Source organism: Pseudomonas sp. (assembly GCF_035497915.1).
Lineage (GTDB): Bacteria > Pseudomonadota > Gammaproteobacteria > Pseudomonadales > Pseudomonadaceae > Serpens.
In genome coordinates this window covers 81905-101495 of record NZ_DATJCS010000017.1, presented here as the reverse complement: position 1 = coordinate 101495, position 19591 = coordinate 81905, and the positions used below count along the sequence as shown (strand labels likewise).

General features: G+C 69.7%; 15 protein-coding genes, 1 tRNA gene and 2 pseudogenes. 12 read left to right on the top strand and 6 right to left on the bottom strand.

Annotation, left to right across the window (positions count from 1 at the left end):
* Window positions 1–42 precede the first annotated feature (42 nt).
* From VL129_RS06300 to VL129_RS06265, 8 genes and pseudogenes are all read left to right on the top strand, one after another.
* Complete coding sequence (locus tag VL129_RS06300; protein ID WP_325411193.1) at window positions 43–561, top strand: acyloxyacyl hydrolase; 519 nt, start codon at window positions 43–45, stop codon at window positions 559–561.
* Between the two features lie 169 nt (window positions 562–730).
* Window positions 731–1633 carry a TIGR01777 family oxidoreductase gene (locus VL129_RS06295; RefSeq protein WP_325411191.1) on the top strand — a complete coding sequence of 301 codons (903 nt, stop codon included), beginning with the start codon at window positions 731–733 and terminating at the stop codon, window positions 1631–1633.
* 8 nt (window positions 1634–1641) lie between these two features.
* Window positions 1642–2667, top strand: a complete 1026-nt coding sequence (hemH, locus tag VL129_RS06290) for a ferrochelatase (protein WP_325411189.1) — start codon at window positions 1642–1644, stop codon at window positions 2665–2667.
* Window positions 2668–3038: 371 nt separating this feature from the next.
* Window positions 3039–4115: pseudogene (locus VL129_RS06285) on the top strand (sensor histidine kinase); the annotation flags it as partial.
* The gene (fleR, locus tag VL129_RS06280) at window positions 4112–5530 is read left to right on the top strand and encodes a sigma-54-dependent response regulator transcription factor FleR (protein ID WP_325411187.1); all 1419 of its coding nucleotides are present in this window, start codon (window positions 4112–4114) and stop codon (window positions 5528–5530) included. The pseudogene VL129_RS06285 and the gene fleR, both read left to right, overlap by 4 nt.
* A gap of 261 nt (window positions 5531–5791) precedes the next feature.
* On the top strand, window positions 5792–6241 hold the full coding sequence (locus VL129_RS06275; protein ID WP_325411185.1) for a YcgN family cysteine cluster protein: 450 nt from the start codon (window positions 5792–5794) through the stop codon (window positions 6239–6241).
* A 54-nt stretch (window positions 6242–6295) separates the two neighbouring features.
* Window positions 6296–7507, top strand: coding sequence for a hypothetical protein (locus VL129_RS06270; RefSeq protein WP_325411183.1), 1212 nt, complete (start codon window positions 6296–6298; stop codon window positions 7505–7507).
* Between the two features lie 127 nt (window positions 7508–7634).
* A complete protein-coding gene (locus VL129_RS06265; protein WP_325411181.1) occupies window positions 7635–7949 on the top strand; it encodes a ComEA family DNA-binding protein in 315 nt (104 codons plus the stop codon).
* A gap of 448 nt (window positions 7950–8397) precedes the next feature.
* Here the strand turns inward: VL129_RS06265 and VL129_RS06260 are convergent.
* Window positions 8398–8473: transfer RNA gene (locus tag VL129_RS06260), tRNA-Asn, on the bottom strand.
* Window positions 8474–8619: 146 nt separating this feature from the next.
* Here VL129_RS06260 and edd point away from each other — a divergent pair.
* The 3 genes and pseudogenes from edd to rluB all read left to right on the top strand — a co-directional run.
* Complete coding sequence (gene edd, locus VL129_RS06255) at window positions 8620–10458, top strand: phosphogluconate dehydratase (RefSeq protein WP_325411179.1); 1839 nt, start codon at window positions 8620–8622, stop codon at window positions 10456–10458.
* A gap of 49 nt (window positions 10459–10507) precedes the next feature.
* On the top strand, window positions 10508–11191 hold the full coding sequence (gene pgl / locus VL129_RS06250; protein ID WP_325411283.1) for a 6-phosphogluconolactonase: 684 nt from the start codon (window positions 10508–10510) through the stop codon (window positions 11189–11191).
* Window positions 11192–11269: 78 nt separating this feature from the next.
* Window positions 11270–12424: pseudogene (rluB, locus tag VL129_RS06245) on the top strand (23S rRNA pseudouridine(2605) synthase RluB); the annotation flags it as partial.
* A 379-nt stretch (window positions 12425–12803) separates the two neighbouring features.
* On the opposite strand, the gene VL129_RS06240 reads toward rluB, so the two are convergent.
* Genes VL129_RS06240 through ubiG form a run of 3 tightly spaced genes read right to left on the bottom strand, consistent with a single transcriptional unit; the run spans window position 12804 to window position 14946 of the window.
* Window positions 12804–13544 carry a YciK family oxidoreductase gene (locus VL129_RS06240; protein ID WP_325411175.1) on the bottom strand — a complete coding sequence of 247 codons (741 nt, stop codon included), beginning with the start codon at window positions 13542–13544 and terminating at the stop codon, window positions 12804–12806.
* A 32-nt stretch (window positions 13545–13576) separates the two neighbouring features.
* On the bottom strand, window positions 13577–14248 hold the full coding sequence (gene mupP / locus VL129_RS06235) for an N-acetylmuramic acid 6-phosphate phosphatase MupP (RefSeq protein WP_325411173.1): 672 nt from the start codon (window positions 14246–14248) through the stop codon (window positions 13577–13579).
* Window positions 14248–14946 (bottom strand): bifunctional 2-polyprenyl-6-hydroxyphenol methylase/3-demethylubiquinol 3-O-methyltransferase UbiG, encoded by a 699-nt coding sequence (gene ubiG / locus VL129_RS06230; RefSeq protein WP_325411171.1) that lies wholly within the window; start codon window positions 14944–14946, stop codon window positions 14248–14250. Before ubiG ends, mupP begins: the two co-directional genes overlap by 1 nt.
* A gap of 180 nt (window positions 14947–15126) precedes the next feature.
* Between ubiG and VL129_RS06225 the strand changes: the two genes are divergently transcribed.
* Complete coding sequence (locus tag VL129_RS06225) at window positions 15127–16446, top strand: erythromycin esterase family protein (RefSeq protein WP_325411169.1); 1320 nt, start codon at window positions 15127–15129, stop codon at window positions 16444–16446.
* A 4-nt stretch (window positions 16447–16450) separates the two neighbouring features.
* On the opposite strand, the gene VL129_RS06220 is transcribed toward VL129_RS06225, so the two are convergent.
* Together VL129_RS06220 and VL129_RS06215 are read right to left on the bottom strand one after the other, a co-directional pair.
* Window positions 16451–18010 (bottom strand): FGGY-family carbohydrate kinase, encoded by a 1560-nt coding sequence (locus VL129_RS06220; RefSeq protein ID WP_325411167.1) that lies wholly within the window; start codon window positions 18008–18010, stop codon window positions 16451–16453.
* On the bottom strand, window positions 18007–19590 hold the full coding sequence (locus VL129_RS06215) for a glycerol-3-phosphate dehydrogenase/oxidase (RefSeq protein WP_325411166.1): 1584 nt from the start codon (window positions 19588–19590) through the stop codon (window positions 18007–18009). The genes VL129_RS06220 and VL129_RS06215 overlap by 4 nt, the downstream gene beginning before the upstream one ends.
* Window position 19591: the final 1 nt, after the last annotated feature.

The following is a 19591-nucleotide window of genomic DNA, read 5'->3' as shown; positions in this document are numbered from 1 at the left end:
TCTTCAGATGACGGGAAGTCCCACCGAACGAGGACATTCCCGATGTGCAACGGATTACCCCTGGTGGCGGCATTTGCCCTGGCTGCCGCCATCTCTCCGGCGGCCCAGGCCGTGGATCTGACCCTGTCGGCGGGGCAGAGTCACGATTCCACGGCGGTCGTGCGAATCGCCCTGGAATCGAACTTCTCCCGCAGCTGGTGGCAGACCTCCACCGGCCGGCTGACCGGCTACTGGGACGTCGGCTACAGCTGGTGGGAAGGCGACCTGAGTTCGGACAACCACAGCCTGTCGCTGGCGCCGGTGTTCGTCTACGAATTCGCCGGCGAGCGGCTGCGTCCGTTCATCGAGGCGGGCATTGGCGTGGCGGTGTTCGCCGACACGCGGATCGAGGATCGCGACCTGGGCTCGATGTTCCAGTTCGAAGACCGCCTCGGTGTCGGCCTGCGCTTCGGCCGGGGGCATACCCTGGGCCTGCGCGCCATCCACTATTCCAACGCCGGAATCAAGGAGCCCAACGACGGGGCCGAGGTCTACAGCCTGTACTACCGGTTGCCGCTGTAGCGCGGCAGTGGTCTCGCCGCGATAGTATGGTTGCCACATAAACCCCCTCTCCCCTTGCGGGAGAGGGCTGGGGAGAGGGGTTGGAGAGGAGGCATGAACGTGTCGCTCACCCTTTCCCTGGCCGGGCGCCCATCAAGGGAGAGGGGAGACGTACCGGGAGGGACTTTCCATGCGCATCCTGCTCACCGGCGGTACCGGCCTGATCGGCCATCATCTGTGTCACCTCTGGCGTGCCCAGGGCCATGAACTGTGGGTGTGGAGTCGCCGGCCGCAAGCCGTGCCGGCGATCTGCGGCGCCGGCGTGCAGGGCGTCGCCGAACTGGCCGAACTGGACGACCAGCCGCTGGATGCGGTGGTCAACCTGGCCGGCGCGCCGATCGCCGACCGGCCCTGGACGGCGGCGCGCCGCCAGGAATTGTGGGACAGCCGCGTGACCCTCACCGAGCGGCTGGTGGACTGGCTGGCGCGCCGCGCGCAGCGGCCGGCGGTGCTGGTCTCCGGTTCGGCCACCGGCTGGTACGGCGACGGCGGCGAACAGCGGCTGGACGAGACTTCGCCGCCCGCCGACCAGGGTTTCGCCGCGCGCCTGTGCGGCGCCTGGGAAGACGCCGCCTGCCGCGCGGAGGCGCTGGGTGTGCGCGTGGTGCGGGTGCGCACCGCGCCGGTGCTGGCCCGCGAGGGCGGCATGTTGCCGCGCCTGCTGCCGTTGTTCCGCCTGGGACTGGGCGGTCCGCAGGGCAATGGTCGGCAGTGGATGCCGTGGATCCACCTGCACGATGAAATCGCCCTGATCGATTTTCTCGTCTCCCACCCGGACGCGCGCGGCCCGTACAATGCCTGCGCTCCGCAGGCGGTGCGCAACCGCGACTTCGCCCACGCGCTCGGTCGCGCCCTGCATCGGCCGACGCCGCTACGGGTACCGGCCTTCGCCCTCAAGGGCCTCGGTGAGCTGTCCAGCCTGCTGCTGGGCGGCCAGCACCTGACGCCCCGACGCCTGCAGGAGCATGGCTTCGCGTTTCGCTTCGCCGATCTGGATTTAGCCCTGGCCGACCTGACTGGCCGCCATCGATAGGAAGTTGCATGACCGATCACGCGCTGTTGCTGGTCAACCTGGGTTCGCCCGCCTCCCCCCAGGTGGAGGATGTGCGCCGCTACCTCAACCAGTTCCTCATGGACCCCTACGTCATCGATCTGCCCTGGCCGCTGCGCCGGCTGCTGGTGTCGCTGATCCTCTGGAAGCGGCCGGCCCAGTCGGCGCATGCCTACGCCTCCATCTGGTGGGAGGAGGGCTCGCCGCTGATCGTGCTCAGCCGCCGGCTGCAGGCGGCGATGGCCGAACGCTGGAACCACGGCCCGGTGGAACTGGCCATGCGCTATGCCGAGCCGTCCATCGAGGGCACGCTGGAGCGACTGGCCGAGCGTGGCGTGCGCCGGGTCACCGTGGTGCCGCTGTATCCGCAGTTCGCCGACAGCACCACCACCACCGTGCTGCAGGAAATCCGCCGGGTGATGGCGCGGCGTGGCTTTGCCTACGAACTGGATTACCTGCCGCCGTTCTTCGCCGAGGAGCCCTACCAGCAGGCGCTGCTGGCCAGCGCCCAGCCGCATCTGGCGCAGGGCTTCGATCACTTGCTGCTGAGCTTCCACGGCATTCCCGAGTCGCACATCCGCAAGCTGGTCAAGGACCCTGCGCATGACCTGCGCGCGCCCAACAGCCAGGGCGTCAGCCCGGAAAACCTGGCGCTGTGCTACCGCAGCCAGTGCCAGCGCACCGCCGAGCTGTTCGCCGAACGCGCGGGCCTGAAGGACGAGCAGTGGTCGGTGTCTTTCCAGTCGCGCCTGGGGCGCAACAAGTGGATCGAGCCCTACACCGAGCCGACTCTTGAGGCGCTGGCCGCCAAGGGCGTGAAGAAGCTGCTGGTCATGTGTCCGGCGTTCGTCGCCGACTGCATCGAGACCCTGGAGGAAATCGGCGACCGCGGCCGTGAAGTCTTCCAGGCCGCCGGTGGCGAGGAACTGGTGCTGGTGCCCTGCCTCAACGACCACCCGCAGTGGGCCGACGCGCTCAACCAGCTCTGCGAACAGCGGGCCGTGCCGCTGCGCTGAACCTATGGCGTCTGCCCGCCGTTCCGGCGGGCAGGTGGCCAATGCGAGGCATTGACCACCCTATCCGGCGTCCGTGGACCCTGGGGGCCGTTTTATCCGGTGCACCGCACCTTGTGGGGCCGGGTTTATCCCGGCCGACGGAGCTGAGCTGTTCACCGCAGCGCTGGCCGGCATAAAGCCGGCCCCACAGGTGTCCCGCCGCCCCGACGCGGCGGCGGTCCCCGTGCCGCATCTCCGATCCCTTCCCGGCACGCCCTTTGCTTCGCGGCCTGACTACCGCCTGTTTCGTGACGGTTTTCTCAGGTACGCCCATGCACTCCGCGCTTCTCCACCGCCCCGATGGCCCCTCCGCCGATGCCGACCAGCGCAGTCTGGAGGCGCGCGTGGACGAGCTGCAGGGCCGTCTGGAGCAGTTCAGCCTGCAGCGCATCCAGGAGCTGGCCGACGGCGAGCGCCTGGCGCGGCGCCTGCAGAACATCGTCGACCTGTTGCCCGGCGGCGTGGTGGTCATCGACGGCCACGGCCGCGTGCGCGAAGCCAACCCGGCGGCCCGCGAGCTGCTCGGCGAGCCGCTGGTCGGTGCACTGTGGCGCGACGTGATCGCCCGCTGCTTCGCGCCGCGCAAGGACGACGGCCACGAGATTTCCCTGCGCAACGGCCGCCGCGTGTCGCTGGCCACCCGTTCGCTGGAGGCCGAGCCCGGCCAACTGGTGATGCTGCAGGACATGACCGAGACGCGCCTGCTGCAGGAACAGCTGGCCCGCCACGAACGCCTGTCCAGCCTCGGGCGCATGGTCGCCTCGCTGGCCCATCAGGTGCGCACGCCGCTGTCGGCGGCGCTGCTCTATGCCGGGCATCTCAGCGAGCGCCCGCTGCCCTTCGAGCAGCAGCAGCGCTTCGCCCTGCGCATCAAGGAACGCCTGCAGGAGCTGGAGCACCAGGTGCGCGACATGCTGGTGTTCGCCCGCGGCGAGCTGCCGCTGTCCGATCGCCTGGCGCCCCGCGAGCTGTTCGATGCCCTGCGCGCCGCCGCCGACTCCCATGTCGAGGGCCTGCAGGTGCGCTGGCAGTGCGATGCGCGCGGCGGCGAGCTGCTGTGCAACCGCGACACCCTGGTCGGCGCCATCCTCAATCTGATCAACAACGCCGTGCAGGCCGGCGGCCCGCAGGTGCGCCTGAAGGTCCACCTGGTGCGCCGCGCCGACACCCTGCGCCTGACCGTCAGCGACAGCGGCCCGGGCATCGAGCCGGCGGTGCTGGCGCGCCTGGGCGAGGCCTTCTTCACCACCAAGACCGCCGGCACCGGCCTGGGTCTGGCGGTGGTCAAGGCGGTGGCCCGCGCCCATCGTGGCGAGCTGCTGCTGCGCTCGAGGGTCGGCCGTGGCACCTGCGCCATAGTGGAATTGCCGCTGATCCTGGCGGCCGAAGGAGTTCAGGAGTACGCATGACAGCCAAGGTTCTGCTGGTCGAAGACGACCGCGCGCTGCGCGATGCGCTGGGCGACACCCTGGAGCTGGGCGGCTACGCCTTCCGCGCCGTGGAAAACGCCGAGGAGGCGCTGCTGGCCCTGGAGCAGGACAGCTATTCGCTGGTGATCAGCGACGTGAACATGCCGGGCATGAACGGCCATCAGTTGCTGGTCGCCATCCGCCAGCGCCAGCCGCAGTTGCCGGTGCTGCTGATGACCGCCTTCGGCGCCGTCGAGCGCGCGGTGGACGCCATGCGCCAGGGCGCCGCCGACTACCTGCTCAAGCCCTTCGAGCCCAAGGCGCTGCTCGACCTGGTGGCGCGCCACGCCAACGGCGTGCTGACCCTGAACGAGAATGACGGTCCGGTGGCTGAGGAACCGGCCAGCCGCCAGCTGCTGGAACTGGCCGCCCGGGTGGCGCGCAGCGATTCCACCGTGCTGATCTCCGGCGAGTCCGGCACCGGCAAGGAAGTGCTGGCGCGCTACATCCACCAGTGTTCGCCGCGCGCCGGCAAGGCCTTCGTGGCCATCAACTGCGCGGCGATCCCCGACAACATGCTGGAAGCCACCCTGTTCGGCCACGAGAAGGGCGCCTTCACCGGCGCCATCGCCGCGCAGCCGGGCAAGTTCGAGCTGGCCGACGGCGGCACCATCCTGCTCGACGAAATCTCCGAAATGCCCCTGGGCCTGCAGGCCAAGCTGCTGCGCGTGCTGCAGGAGCGCGAGGTGGAGCGGGTCGGCGCGCGCAAGCCGCTGCCGCTGGACATCCGCGTGCTGGCCACCACCAACCGCGACCTACAGGGCGAAGTGGCGGCCGGGCGCTTCCGCGAAGACCTCTATTACCGTCTCTCGGTGTTCCCGCTGGCCTGGCGCCCGCTGCGCGAGCGTCCGGCGGACATCCTGCCGCTGGCCGAGCGCCTGCTGGTCAAGCACGCCAGCAAGATGCGCCTGCCGCCGGTCAGGCTCTCGCCCGAGTCGGCCGAGTGCCTGCGCCGGCATCCCTGGCCGGGCAACGTGCGCGAGCTGGACAACGCCATCCAGCGCGCGCTGATCCTGCAGCAGAACAACCTGATCCAGCCTCACGACTTGTGCCTGGACATGCCCATCGGCCTGGCGCCGCTGCCCGCCGCCGCGCCGGCGCCGGCTCCTCTGGCCGCGGCGCCCGTGGCCACCTCCCTGCCGCCGTTGGCGGAGGAGGGCGGTGATGCCGCCGGCGCGCTGGGCGAAGACCTGCGCCGCCGCGAGTTCGAGCTGATCCTCGATACCCTGCGCAGCGAGCGCGGCCGCCGCAAGGAAACTGCCGAGCGCCTGGGCATCAGCCCGCGCACCCTGCGCTACAAGCTGGCGCAGATGCGCGACGCCGGCCTGGACGTCGAGGCCTACCTGTTCGGGTAGGCCACTCCGGCCGCCAGGCGCGCCGTGCCTGCGCGACGGTGGCCAACGCGTTGCGTTGACCACCCTGCACACCGCATCCCTGTGGGGCCGGGTTTACCCCGGCCGAGGGAGGTGAGGCTTCGCGGCAGCACCGGTCCGACCACCGCTGGCCGGCATGAAGCCGGCCCCACAGGAACAGCCGTTGCGACCATGCGCCCTTGGCACCCATCGGCCGGCGGCATAGACTGCGCGCCTTTCAAGCCCCCGCCCGATGTCATCGCCATGGCCGACAAAGTCCGACCCTTCTGGAAACGCAAGACCCTCGCCGAGCTGGATCAGGAGGAGTGGGAGTCCCTGTGCGACGGCTGCGGCCTGTGCTGCCTGCAGAAGCTCGAGGACGAGGACGACGGCAGCGTCTACTACACCCGCATCGCCTGCAAGCTGCTGGACCTGAAGACCTGCCGCTGCACCGACTACGCCAACCGCCGCGCGCATGTGCCCGACTGCATCCAGCTGACGCCGGCGCGCACCGATGAGTTCAAGTGGCTGCCGCCCACCTGCGCCTATCGGCTGGTGGCCGAGGGCAAGGACCTGCTGCCCTGGCACCCGCTGGTATGCAACGATCCTGACGCGGTGCACCAGGCCGGCATTTCCCTGTCCGGCAAGATGCTCAGCGAAACCGCCGTCGCCGACGAGGATTGGGAACAGCACCTGATTTTCCGCGCCGGTTGAGGTCTGAGCGGTTGATCCGCTTTACTTCCCCCCTCTCTTGCGCAGGAAGCCGTCATGCTCGCTCGCACCGCACTGCTGTTGTCCGTTCTGCTGACCGCCCTGCCGGCCTGGGCGGCCAAGATCGACCTGGACTATCGGGTGAAATTCCTTCCGGCCGAGGACCTGGCTGAAGTCAGCCTGACCCTGGAAAAGGGCGAGGCTGTGCAGTTGCTGGACTTCGATCTGCACGGGCGTGATGCCTACAGCGATTTCCAGGCCGACGGCCAGTGGACGCTCGAGGACGGGCGCGGCAAATGGCTGCCCGGCAAGGGCAAGACCAGCCTGCGTTACCGCGTGCGCATCAGCAACCAGCGCAGTTCGGGCCGCTACGATGCGCGCATGACCGAGGACTGGCTGCTGATGCGCGGCGATGACCTGGTGCCGCCGGCCCGCGCGTCGCTGCGTCCGGGCGTGGAGCTGGTGAGTCGTCTGCAGTTCGAGCTGCCGGCCGGCTGGAAGAGTGTGGAAACCGGCTGGACCCGCATCGGCCCGCAGCGCTTTCGCGTCGACAATCCCTCGCGCAATTTCGACCGCCCCACCGGCTGGCTGATCGCCGGCAAGCTCGGCACGCGCCGCGAGCGCCTGGGGCTGACCGAAGTCACCGTGGCCGCGCCGCTCAACGAAGGCATGCGGCGCATGGATGTGCTCACCCTGCTGACCTTCGTCTGGCCGCAGGTGCAGCAGCTGTTCCAGCGCGATCCGGCCAAGCTGCTGATCGTCGGCGCCGGCGAGCCCATGTGGCGCGGCGGGCTGTCCGGCCCCAACTCGCTGTTCATGCACGCCGACCGGCCACTGGTCAGCGAGAACGGCACCAGTGCGCTGCTGCACGAGATGGTCCACGTCATCGCGCGTGTCACCGATCACGACAACAGCGACTGGATCAGCGAAGGCCTGGCCGAGTACTACGCCATCGAGCTGCTGCGCCGCGCCGGAGGCATGAGCGAGGACCGCTACCAGCAGGTGCGCAAGCATCTGACGGAATGGTCGAAGGAGGTGAAGAGCCTGCGCGGCGAACGCTCCAGCGGCCCGGTGACCGCCCGCGCCGTGCTGCTGTTGCAGGAGCTGGACGGCGAGATCCGCAAGCGCAGCAACGAGCAGCGCTCGCTGGATGATGTCCTGCGTGGCCTGATGCGCCTGGAAACGGCCAGCACCCAGGAGTTCATCGACATCAGCGAGAACGTCATGGGTGGACGCTCCAAGGTTCTGGACACGCGACTTCTGCGCTGAGTCGCGCCGCCCGCGTGACGCCGCTCGCGTTCCGGTGCATTGCCCTGGCGGGCCGCGCGCGTTGGGCTAGTTTGCCTGCCGGGCGGCAGGGGCTGCCCACGGAACTTCAATGAAAAAGGAACTTTCCATGCGCAAGCTGCTGTCCGCCCTGAGCCTGGCCATCCTGGCCGGCACCACCTCCGTGGCCGCCCTGGCCGTCGAAACCGCCGCCCAACCGCAGGCCGCCCAGACCGCTGAGGTCGCCGCCAAGGTCAACCTCAACACCGCCGACGCCGACACCCTGGCCCGCGAGCTGGTCGGCATCGGCGCCAGCAAGGCCGAAGCCATCATCGCCCACCGCCAGGCCCACGGCCCGTTCGCCACCGTGGACGAGCTGCTGGAAGTCAAAGGCATCGGCACCGCCATCCTGGAGAAGAACCTTCACAGGCTGAGCGTGAAGTAAGGCGATTGCGGTAACCGGAAGCCGGCCCCAGGGCCGGCTTTTTCATGGGTGCGAGACGGCGGGGACGCCGCCGATCCCCTGTGGGGCCGGCTTTACGCCGGCCAGCGGCGTTGAATCCCCGGCTGCGGTTTGGTTCTGGAAGCGCAGAAGGGCGGGCAGGGCTTTTTCTTGTCCGCCGTCACGCCGGTGCGGTGGTGCCTGGCGGCCAGAAAAGCGCTGACCGCCCTGCGTGGCTGCGGGCTTTTGGCCCTAAAACAAAAAAGCCCGACATGCGTCAGGGCTTTTAATTTGGCTCCGCGACCTGGACTCGACGGCGTAAGCCGAACGCGCTTCAGCGCGGCCCCGAAGGGGTGAGGCCCGCAGGGCCGAATAACCTGGGACGCAGTCCCTGGTGAGAGTCCAGCGGCTGAAACGAAAAAGCCCCGACATGCGTCAGGGCTTTTGAATTTGGCTCCGCGACCTGGACTCGAACCAGGGACCCAATGATTAACAGTCATTTGCTCTACCGACTGAGCTATCGCGGAACAGCGCCGCGTATCTTACTGATTGAAAACGGGAAGTCAACAGGCCGCGGTGCCTCGTGGCGGGTGGCGGTTCCTTCGCGGCGAATCTGCGTTAGTCTGACTGGCATGGCAGCACCGCACTGTGTCGTACCTTTCAGGAGCTCCCCATGCATCCCGTTATTCAAGCCATCACCCAGCGGCTGATCGAACGCAGCCGGCCCACGCGCGCCGCCTATCTGGCGCAGATGCGCGAGGCGGCGGACCAGGGGCCGCGCCGCGGCTCGCTGCCCTGCGCCAACCAGGCCCACGGCATGGCTGGCTGCTCGCGCTCGGACAAACAGAAGCTGCGCCTGCCCGGCCAGGCCAGCGTGGCCATCGTCTCGGCCTACAACGATGTGCTCTCCGCCCATCAGCCGTATCACTACTTTCCGGCCATCATCAAGGGCGCCCTGGACGAGGTCGGCTCGGTCGGGCAGTTCGCCGGCGGCGTGCCGGCCATGTGCGACGGCGTGACCCAGGGCGAGGCGGGCATGGAGCTGAGCCTGGCCAGCCGCGAAGTGATCGCCATGTCCACCGCCGTGGCGCTGTCCCACAACCTGTTCGATGGCGCGCTGTGCCTGGGCATCTGCGACAAGATCGTCCCCGGCCTGCTGCTCGGCGCGCTGCGCTTCGGCCACCTGCCGGTGCTGTTCGTGCCGGGCGGACCGATGTCGTCGGGCCTCTCCAACGAGAAGAAGGCCGCCGTGCGCCAGCTGTACGCCGAAGGCAAGGCGACCCGCGAGGAGCTGCTCGAATCGGAGATGAAGTCCTACCACAGCCCCGGCACCTGCACCTTCTACGGCACCGCCAACACCAACCAGGTGATGCTGGAAGTGATGGGCCTGCAGCTGCCCGGCTCGTCCTTCGTCACACCCTACACGCCGCTGCGCAACGAACTGACTGCCGAGGCGGCGCGCCAGGTGACCCGCCTGACCCGTGACAACGGCAACTACCTGCCGCTGTGCGCGATCGTCGACGAGAAGTGCATCGTCAACGCCGTGGTGGCGCTGCTGGCCTCCGGCGGCTCGACCAACCACAGCCTGCACATTCCGGCCATCGCCCGCGCCGCCGGGATCCAGCTCGACTGGCAGGACATGGCCGAGGTGTCCGCCGTGGTGCCCACCCTGGCCAGGCTCTATCCGAATGGCAGCGCCGACGTGAATCACTTCCATGCCGCCGGCGGCACGCCGTTCCTGATTGCCACCCTGCTGGACGCCGGACTGTTGCACCGCGACGTCAACACGGTGCTGGGACAGGGCCTGGAGGCCTATTGCCAGGAGCCCTTCCTGAAAAGCCAGAACCTGGAGCTGGACTGGCGTCCGGCGCCGGCGGCCAGCCTCGACGAGAATGTGCTGCGTCCGGTGGCCCGGCCGTTCGCCGCCGAGGGCGGCCTGCGCCTGATGGAGGGCAACCTGGGGCGCGGCATCATGAAGATCTCCGCCGTCGCGCCGGAGCACCGCGTGGTGGAAGCCCCGGCGCGGGTGTTCGCCGATCAGGCCGAGCTGGCCGCCGCCTTCCAGGCCGGCGAGCTGGAGCGCGATTTCGTCGCGGTGGTGCGTTTCCAGGGCCCGCGCGCCAACGGCATGCCCGAACTGCACAAGCTCACGCCGTTCCTCGGCGTGCTGCAGGACCGCGGCTACCGGGTGGCGCTGGTCACCGACGGGCGCATGTCCGGCGCCTCCGGCAAGGTGCCGGCGGCGATCCATCTGTATCCCGAGGCCCATGAAGGCGGCCCGCTGGCGCGGGTGCGCGACGGCGACCTGATCCGGGTGGATGGCGAGCAGGGGCGCGTCGAGGTGCGGGTGGATGCCGCCGACTGGCAGGCCCGCGAAGCCGTGCCGGCGCCGCCGGATCCCGGCGTGGGCAGCGGCCGCGAACTGTTCGCCTTCGTGCGCGCCGCCTTCGGTCCGGCGGAGCAGGGCGCCAGTGTGTTCACTCAGCGCCTCGACCAGTTGCGCCAGGCCTGAAACAAGAGGAGTCGACGTGATTTATCTCCTGGATCTGCCGCTTGATGTCATGGCGCACAGCCATAGCGATGCGCAGCGCAGTGCACAGCAACTGGCGGAAACGGTGGCCGAGGCCTTGCGCGACGCCATCGCCAGCCATGGGCGCGCCAGCCTGGTGGTCTCGGGTGGGCGCAGCCCGGTGGCCTTCTTCCAGTGCCTGTCCCGTATCGAGCTGGACTGGTCGCACGTGGTGGTGAGCCTGGCCGACGAGCGCTGGGTCGATCCGCGCAGTACGCAGAGCAACGAGTACTTGGTGTGCAATTACCTGCTGCAGGGGCGCGCCGCCTCGGCGTCCTTCATCGGCCTGCACCAGCCGGCCGCTTCGCCGGAGGCGGCGGCGCTGGCCGCCGACGCGGCACTCGAGGCGCTGCCGCAGCCCATCGACGTGCTGGTGCTGGGCATGGGCGAGGACGGCCACACCGCCTCGCTGTTCCCGGGTAGCCCGAACCTGGCGCAGGCCCTCGATCCGGAAGGCGAGCGCCGCTGCCTGCCGATGCTTGCTCCGGTGGAGCCCCGAGAGCGCCTGAGCCTGACCCTCCCGCTGCTGATCTCCGCGCGCCATCAGTTGCTGGTGATCAGCGGTACGGCCAAGGTGGAGACCCTGCGCCGCGCCATCGCCGGCAACGATGTGCGGGAAATGCCGATCCGCGCCTTCCTGCGCTACCCGCTGGAGATTCACTGGCACCCCGAGTGATTCCGCTCCCAACTCACCGCGCAACGGCGTATGATTCGCGCCCCTTATATCGGACCCGCTACACCGGGAGGTGCCCAGATGACCGATCAGAATCAAGAACCCATTCCCCAACCCGTTTCCGGCGAGAAGCTGCAGAAGGTCCTGGCACGCCTGGGCCTCGGCTCGCGCCGTGACATCGAGGGCTGGATCAGCGCCGGACGCATCAAGGTCAACGGTGCGATCGCCAGCCTCGGCCAGCGCATCGAGCCGAAGGACAGCATCCAGCTCGACGACCGGCCCCTGCGCCTGGATGAAGCCGCCCAGGTGGTGCGCCGCGTGCTCATCTACAACAAGCCCGACGGTGAAGTCTGCACCCGCAGCGATCCGGAAGGCCGCCCGACCGTGTTCGACCGTCTGCCGCGTCTGCAAGGCGGGCGCTGGATCAACATCGGTCGCCTCGACCTGAACACCACCGGCCTGCTGCTGTTTACCACCGACGGCGAGCTGGCCAATCGCCTGATGCACCCCTCCTACGAGATGGACCGCGAGTACGCGGTGCGCGTGCGTGGCGAAGTCACCGAAGAGATGATCGAGACCCTGAAGACCGGGGTGATGCTCGAAGACGGCCCGGCCAAGTTCACCGACATCCAGGAAGCCCCGGGTGGCGACGGCCTGAACCGCTGGTTCCACGTGGTGGTTATGGAAGGCCGCAACCGCGAGGTGCGCCGCCTGTGGGAATCCCAGGGCGTGGTGGTCAGCCGCCTCAAGCGCGTGCGTTTCGGGCCGGTGTTCCTCACCTCCGAGCTGCTCATGGGCCGCTGGCGCGAAATGACCCAGAAGGAAATCGACATTCTCAGCGAAGAAGTCGGTCTGGCGCCGGTCGCGCTGCCGGAAGTGACCACCAAATTCCGCGAGCGCATGGAGCGCCTGCAGAAGAAGTCCGTCAAGCCGCTCAAGCCCAGCGAGCGCCCGGGACGCCAAAAGCCGCGTCGTGATGACGCCAGGCCGGCGCGCCCGGGTCGTTCCGAGGTGGCCGAGCGTCCCAACGACGTGAAGCGCAAGCCGCGCCCGCAAGGTGACCGTCCGTTCGACAGCGAGCGCAAGCCGCGCCCGCAGGGTGATCGTCCGTTCGCCGGTGAGCAGCGCAAGCCGCGTCCGCAGGGCGACCGTCCGTTCGATGGCGAGCAGCGCAAGCCGCGCGCACAGGGTGACCGCCCGTTCGACAGCGAGCGCAAACCGCGTCCGCAGGGCGACCGTCCGGTTGCCGGCGAGCAGCGCAAGCCGCGCCCGCAGGGTGATCGTCCGTTCGATGGCGAGCGCAAGCCGCGTCCGCAGGGCGACCGTCCGGTTGCCGGCGAGCAGCGCAAGCCGCGCCCGCAGGGTGATCGCCCGTTCGACAGCGAGCGCAAGCCGCGTCCGCAGTCGGAGCGCCCGGCCGACAAGCGTCCGGCCCGCCCGAATGCCGATCGTCCGGCTCAGGGCGAGCGCCCGGCCAAGCCGCGTCCGAAGGCGCCGGTCAATCGCCGTAGCGTGCCGGCCGGCGAAGGCATGCGCCCCGGCTTTGATCGCAAGCGCTAAGCCAGCCGCCCATAAAAAACCCGCCTGATGGCGGGTTTTTCTATTTCAACCGGGGTTACTGCGCGTCGAACGCCTTGCCGTTCACGCCCCGGCTGTCCGGGCCCATCAGGTACAGGTACACCGGCAGGATCTCTTCCGGCGTCGGCAGGGTCATCGGGTCTTCACCCGGATAGGCCTTGGCGCGCATGTCGGTGCGGGTGGCGCCGGGGTTGACGCTGTTGGCGCGTACCGCGGCGATGCCGTCGACCTCGTCGGCCAGCACCTGCATCAGCCCCTCGTTGGCGAACTTGGACACCGCGTAGCCACCCCAGTAGGCGCGCCCCTTGCGGCCCACGCTGCTGGAGGTGAACACCACCGAGGCGTCCTCGGAGAGCTTGAGCAGCGGCAGCAGGGTGCTGGTCAGCATGAACACCGCGTTGACGTTCACCTGCATGACGCGCATGAAGTTGTCGCCGGACAGCTGTTCCAGCGGGGTCAGCGGGCCGAGGATCGAGGCGTTGTGCAGCAGGCCGTCGAGGCGGCCGCACTCACGCTCGATGGTCGCCGCCAGCTCGTCGTACTGGTGCGGCAGCGCGGTTTCCAGGTTGAAGGGAATGCTCACCGGCTCGGGGTGGCCGGCGGCGACGATCTCGTCATAGACGCGATCGAGGTTTTCCTCGGTCTTGCCCAGCAGCAGCACGGTGGCGCCATGGGCGGCGTAGGCCTTGGCGGCGGCGGCGCCGATGCCGCGACCGGCGCCGGTGACCAGGATGATCCGGCCCTTGAGCAGATCGGGACGGGCGGTGTAGTCGAACATGGATCGGTCTCTTTGCAGATTGCAGAAAGGAGTTAGCAGCCGCACAGCGCCTGGTCGATCACCTTGCGCAGCTCCCGCGGGTGGTCGATCACCGCGTCGGCGCCCCAGTTGCCCGGGTTGTCCTCGGGGTGGATATAGCCGTAACGCACCGCCACGGTGCGCGTGCCGGCGGCCTGGCCGGCCTCGATGTCGCGGCGATCGTCGCCGACGAACAGCACTTCGGACGGGTCGATGTCCATCTGCTGGCAGGCCAGCAGCAGCATGTCCGGGTGCGGCTTGCTGCGGGTCACGTGTTCGGGGCACAGCAGCACCGCCGAGCGCTCGCTCAGGCCCAGGCCGTGCATGATGGGTTCGGCGAAGCGCAGCGGCTTGTTGGTCGCCACGCCCCACACCAGGCGGGATTTTTCCAGGTCGGCCAGCAGCTCGCCCATGCCGTCGAACAGGCAGGTTTCCACCGCGCAGTGCGCCAGGTAGCGCTCGAGGAATTCCTGGCGCAGCGCCTCGAAGGCCTCGTCCAGCGGCGACATCTCGAAGGTGGCCGCCACCATGGCGCGGGCACCGCCGGAGACCACGTCGCGGATCAGCGCGTCCGACACCGGCGGCAGGCCGCGCTCGCGGCGCATGGCCTGGCACACGGCGATGAAGTCCGGCGCCGTGTCGAGCAGGGTGCCGTCCATGTCGAACAGTACAGCGCGCAGACGCATCAGGCCTCCTTGAGGGTCTGGACCATGTAATTGACGTCCACGTCGTTCTCCAGCTTGTAGTGCTTGGTGAACGGGTTGTAGGTCAGGCCGATCATGTCCTTCACTTCCAGGCCGGCGGCGCGGCTCCAGGCACCCAGCTCGGAGGGGCGGATGAACTTCTTGAAGTCGTGGGTGCCGCGCGGCAGCAGGCGCAGCAGGTACTCGGCGCCGAGGATGGCGAAGGCGTAGGCCTTGGGATTGCGGTTGATGGTCGAGAAGAACACCTGGCCGCCCGGCTTGACCAGCGTGTAACAGGCGCGGATCACCGAGGCCGGGTCCGGCACGTGTTCGAGCATCTCCAGGCAGGTGACCACGTCGTACTCGCCGGGCTGCTCCTCGGCCAGGGCCTCGGCGGTTATCTGCCGGTATTCCACCTCGACGCCGGATTCCAGCTGGTGCAGCTGGGCCACGCCCAGCGGCGCCTCGCCCATGTCGATGCCGGTGACGGTGGCGCCACGGCGCGCCATGGCCTCGCTGAGGATGCCGCCGCCGCAACCGACGTCCAGCACCTTCTTGCCGGCCAGGCCGACACGTTCGTCGATCCAGTTGACGCGCAGCGGGTTGATCTCGTGCAGCGGCTTGAACTCGCTCTCCATGTCCCACCAGCGGTGGGCGAGGGCTTCGAACTTGGCGATTTCGGCGCGATCGACGTTGCTCATGACGGGTTCCCTGAAACTGGCGCCGCAGCCGGCGGCGGAAAAAGGTCGACATGATGCCAGTTTATTCGCGGCATTGCCCAACGCCGCGCCGCTTGTCCCGGGCGCGGCCGGACGTCCCTTGGCCGGAACGCGCGACCACCGGGCGGGTCTTCCCCGCAAACCTCGACGAGGATCGGCACCATGCCCCGCACCCCCGCCCATGCAGACGAAGCGGCCCTCGCCGCGCTGCTGCGCCGCCACGCCGAGCCGCTGCCGGCGCTGGACGATCCGGAGTTCGCCGCCGCCTTCGACCGCTTTGGCGATGCCCGGGTGGTGCTGGTCGGCGAGGCCAGCCACGGCAGCTCGGAGTTCTACCGCGCCCGTGCGGCCATCAGTCGCAGGCTGATCGAGCGTCATGGCTTCTCCATCGTCGCGGTGGAAGGCGACTGGCCGGACGCCGCCGCCGTGGATGCCTGGGCGCGTGGGCGAACGCTGCATGACTGGCGGCAGACGGCCTTCCGGCGCTTTCCGCTGTGGATGTGGCGCAACCGTGAAGTGGACGGCTTCGTGCGCTGGCTGCGTGACTTCAACCTGGGCGCCGAACGGCCGGTGGAGTTTCGCGGGCTGGATGTCTACAGCCTCGGCGCTTCGCTGGAGGCCGTGCTGCAGTACCTGGACGGCGTGGACCCCGACGCCGCCCAGCGCGCCCGGCAGCGCTACGGCTGCCTGACGCCCTGGCAGGACGAGCCGGCCGCCTACGGCCAGCGGGTGACCCTGGCGGGCAAGCCGTCCTGCGAACAGGCGGTGGTGGAGCAGCTGCGCGACCTGCTGGCGCTGCGCCTGCAGGACCTGCAGGCGGACGACGAGGCGTTCTTCCACGCCGAGCGCAACGCGCGGGTGGTGCTGGCCGCCGAGCAGTACTACCGGGCCATGTACCAGGGCAGCACCGCGTCCTGGAACCTGCGCGACCGGCACATGTTCGAGACCCTCCGGGCGCTGCTGGAACATCGCGGGCCGGACGCCAAGGCGCTGGTCTGGGCGCACAATTCGCACCTGGGCAATGCCGGCGCCACCGAGATGGGCTGGAGCGGGCAGACCAACCTGGGCGAGCTGTGCCGCACCGCCTTCGGTCGCGACGCGGTGCTGATCGGCCAGTCCACCGACCGGGGCACGGTGGCCGCCGCCGACAACTGGGACGAGCCGATGCAGGTCAAGTCGGTGCTGCCATCCCGGGCCGACAGCTGGGAACGATTGTTCCTGCAGGCCGGGCAGTCCGCCGCGCTGTATGACTGGCGCGGCCCCGGGCGCGCCGAGCTGCGCGCGGCCTTGCTGGAGCCAAGACTGGAGCGGGCCATCGGCGTCATCTACCGGCCGCGCACCGAGCGGGTCAGCCATTACTTCCATGCCGAGCTGGGGGAGCAGTTCGACGCCTGGCTGTGGTTTGAAGAGACCCGGGCGGTCAAGCCGCTGCACGGCCCGAGCGAGCCGGGCGTGCCGGACACCTGGCCGTTCGCCGAGTGAGCCGTCACGGCGGATAGCCGGTGATCTCGCGGATGCTGCGGTACAGCGGCCGCAGCTGCCGGTACATGCGCAGGTAGACCTTGCGATACAGCCGTTCGTAGGTCGCCGCCGCCTGTGGGTTCGGCGTGAACAGTCGGCCGGGGCGGGTCATGGCGGCGATCGCCGTGGGGAAGTCCGGGTGCAGGCCCAGGCCCACCGCGCAGTCGATGGCCGCGCCCAGCCCGGAGGTCTCGTACAGGTGCGGACGCTCGGCCGGCAGGTTGAAGATGTCGGCGGTCAACTGCATGGCGGCGTCGCTCTGCGAGCCGCCGCCGGACACGCGCAGGCGCTCGATGCGCGTGCCGGAGCGCCGTTCGATGCGCTCCTTGCCCTGGCGCAGCCCGTAGGCCAGGCCTTCGAGAATGGCGCGGTACAGGTGCGCGCGGGTGTGCACGTCGCCGAAGCCGATGATCGCGCCCTTGGCCTCCAGGCCCGGTTCGCGGATGCCCGGCGACCAGAACGGCTGCAGGGTCAGGCCCATGGCGCCGGGCGGCACGCGCTCGACCAGTTCGTCGAACAACGTCTCGGCCTCCACGCCCAGTTCCAGGCCGCGCTGGCGTTCCAGGTGACCGAACTGCTCCTTGAACCAGCTGACCATCCAGAAGCCGCGAAACAGCATGACCTCGGTGTTGTAGTGATCGGGCAGCGCGGCCGGGTAGGGCGGGATCGGCCGGTTGATCTCCAGGTAGCGGGCGCGGGTGGTGTTGATGGTCGCCGTGGTGCCGTAGGACAGGCAGGCGATGCGCGGGTCCACGCCGCCGGCGCCGAGCACTTCGCAGGCCTTGTCGGCGGCGGCGGCGATCAGCGGCAGGCCCTCGGGGATGCCGGTGTGGGCGCTGGCCGTGGCGCTGATGCGCCCGAGCGGTTCGCCCGGCTTGACCAGTTCCGGCAGCATCGCCGGGGTGACCGGCAGCGCCTGCCACTTCCAGTCGCCGGGCTTTGCCCAGCGCAGGCGCTTGTAGTCGAACGGCAGGTAGGCCACACAGCTGCCCACCGAATCCACGAAGCGCCCGCACAGCCGGTGGGTGAGAAAGCCCGAGAGCAGCAGGAACTTGTCGGTGCGCGCCCAGATGTCCGGCTGTTGCTGGGCGATCCAGTTGGCCTCGGCCTGGCTGCGGAAGTGGTCGACGGTGTCCTCGACGCGCAGCAGCCGGAACAGCCAGCCCCAGGGTCCGCGGATGCGCCCCTGTGGCGCGCTGCGGCGCTGGTCGAGCCAGAGGATCGCCGGGCGCAACGGCCGGCCTGCGGCATCCACGTTGATCAGCGTGCCGCGCTGGGTGGTCAGCGCCACCCCGGCGATCAGGCCGCGGTCGACGCCGGTCGCCTGCCACAGCCGCCGGCAGGCCTCGCCCAGGCTCTGCCAGTAGTACTCCGGGTCCTGCTCGGCCCAGCCGGGCTGCGCGGCGTAGTAGGGCTCGAGTTCCACCTTGCCCTTGCCGAGCAGGTTGCCGGCCAGGTCGAAGAGCAGCGCGCGCACGCTCTGGGTGCCGTTGTCGATGGCCAGCAGGTAGCGCGGCGCGCTCATGGCCGGTCTCCCGGCCCGTAACAGGTCCGCCACAACTGCTGATAGTCGCGCAGCTCGCGCAGCCAGCGCGCGTCGCTCCAGCCCAGGCGCGGCTGGCACAGCGCGCGGATGTCCGCCAGCTGCTCGGCGCCGCCGCGTGGCAGCAGCAGGCCCAGGCGGGTGCGGCGCAGCAGCAGGTCATCCAGGTGCAGCACCAGTTCGTCCTCGCAGGCCAGCGCCAGCTCCGCCCACAGCGTGGGCGTGGCGCCGACCCGTTCGCTTCCGAGCTCAGCCAGCAACTCGGCCAGGCGCGGCAGCCGATGACCGTGGCGCCCCTCCAGGCGGCGGCGCTGGCTCAGGCACAGGCCGGGCAGGGGGACGCGGGGCGGGGCGCGGAACAGCGGCGCTTCGCTGACATTGAGGGTTTCCCCGCGCTGCGCCGCGCAGGCGCGCAGCACCTCCAGGGCGAGCAGGCGGAAGGTGGTGAGCTTGCCGCCGGCCAGGGTCACGCAGCCCGGCTCGCTCCACAGCGTGTGTTCACGCTTCTCGTCGGAAGGCCGCCGGCGCGAAGGCGCGGCGGCGCCGACCACCGGACGCACGCCGGCCCAGGTGGAGAGGATGTCTGTGTGGCGGATGGCGGCGCCCGGCAGCACCTGGTGGCAGGCGGCGAGCAGGTAATCGATTTCCGCGGGGCTGATGCGCGCCTCCTGTTCCAGCGCATCGCCGTGATCCAGGTCGGTGGTGCCGATCACCGTGGCGCCCTCCCAGGGGAAGACGAACACCGGGCGGCGGTCCCCGGCGTGCAGAAAGCTGATCGCCTGGGCCACCGGCAGGCGCCAGGCCGGCAGCAGCAGGTGGCTGCCACGCAGCGGGCGGATGCGTTCCGCGCCGCGCGGCTGGCGCAACGTGTCGCTCCAGGCGCCGGTGGCCAGTGCCAGCATGCGACTGCGCAGGCTGAAGCGCCGGCCGCTCTCGCGGTCCTCGGCGAGCAAGCCGACCACCCGGCCCCCTTCGCGGCGCAGCTCGACCACGCGCAGGCCATTGAGCGCCTCGCCGCCCTCGGCGCGCGCCTCCTGCAGCACACGCAGCACCAGACGCGCATCGTCGGTGATGGCGTCGCCGAAGCGGGTCGCGCCCAGCAGTGCCTGGCCCTGCAGGCCGGGCGCCAGGAAGCCCAGCTCGGCGGCCGGGTGGTAGCCATGCAGGCGCTGGCCGGCCAGGGCGTCGTAGAGGCCGAGCAGGCCGCCGAACAGGCGCGGGCCGGGGAAGCGGCCACGGTAATGCGGGAACAGGAAGGGCAGCGGATCGACCAGCCCCGGCACCTCGGCGAGCAGGCGCTGGCGTTCGCGCACCGCGTCGCGGGTCAGCGACAACTGGCCTTTGGCGAGATAGCGCAGGCCACCGTGCACCATCTTCGACGAGCGGCTGGAGGTGCCCCAGGCGAAGTCGCGCTGTTCCAGCAGCAGGCAGCGCCAGCCGCGCCGGGCGGCCTCGCGCAGGATGCCGGCGCCGGTGATGCCGCCGCCGACCACGATCAGGTCCCAGTCGCAGGCCGCCAGCTCAGGCAGCGCCGCTTTGCGCCAGGCGGCGTTCCAGCTCATC

Coding starts and splice junctions, on each gene's coding strand:
- VL129_RS06300 (WP_325411193.1), top strand. CDS start 43: ATGTGCAACGGATTACCCCTGGTGGCGGCATTTGCCCTGGCTGCCGCC.
- VL129_RS06295 (WP_325411191.1), top strand. CDS start 731: ATGCGCATCCTGCTCACCGGCGGTACCGGCCTGATCGGCCATCATCTG.
- hemH (WP_325411189.1), top strand. CDS start 1,642: ATGACCGATCACGCGCTGTTGCTGGTCAACCTGGGTTCGCCCGCCTCC.
- fleR (WP_325411187.1), top strand. CDS start 4,112: ATGACAGCCAAGGTTCTGCTGGTCGAAGACGACCGCGCGCTGCGCGAT.
- VL129_RS06275 (WP_325411185.1), top strand. CDS start 5,792: ATGGCCGACAAAGTCCGACCCTTCTGGAAACGCAAGACCCTCGCCGAG.
- VL129_RS06270 (WP_325411183.1), top strand. CDS start 6,296: ATGCTCGCTCGCACCGCACTGCTGTTGTCCGTTCTGCTGACCGCCCTG.
- VL129_RS06265 (WP_325411181.1), top strand. CDS start 7,635: ATGCGCAAGCTGCTGTCCGCCCTGAGCCTGGCCATCCTGGCCGGCACC.
- edd (WP_325411179.1), top strand. CDS start 8,620: ATGCATCCCGTTATTCAAGCCATCACCCAGCGGCTGATCGAACGCAGC.
- pgl (WP_325411283.1), top strand. CDS start 10,508: ATGGCGCACAGCCATAGCGATGCGCAGCGCAGTGCACAGCAACTGGCG.
- VL129_RS06240 (WP_325411175.1), bottom strand. CDS start 13,544: ATGTTCGACTACACCGCCCGTCCCGATCTGCTCAAGGGCCGGATCATC.
- mupP (WP_325411173.1), bottom strand. CDS start 14,248: ATGCGTCTGCGCGCTGTACTGTTCGACATGGACGGCACCCTGCTCGAC.
- ubiG (WP_325411171.1), bottom strand. CDS start 14,946: ATGAGCAACGTCGATCGCGCCGAAATCGCCAAGTTCGAAGCCCTCGCC.
- VL129_RS06225 (WP_325411169.1), top strand. CDS start 15,127: ATGCCCCGCACCCCCGCCCATGCAGACGAAGCGGCCCTCGCCGCGCTG.
- VL129_RS06220 (WP_325411167.1), bottom strand. CDS start 18,010: ATGAGCGCGCCGCGCTACCTGCTGGCCATCGACAACGGCACCCAGAGC.
- VL129_RS06215 (WP_325411166.1), bottom strand. CDS start 19,590: ATGAGCTGGAACGCCGCCTGGCGCAAAGCGGCGCTGCCTGAGCTGGCG.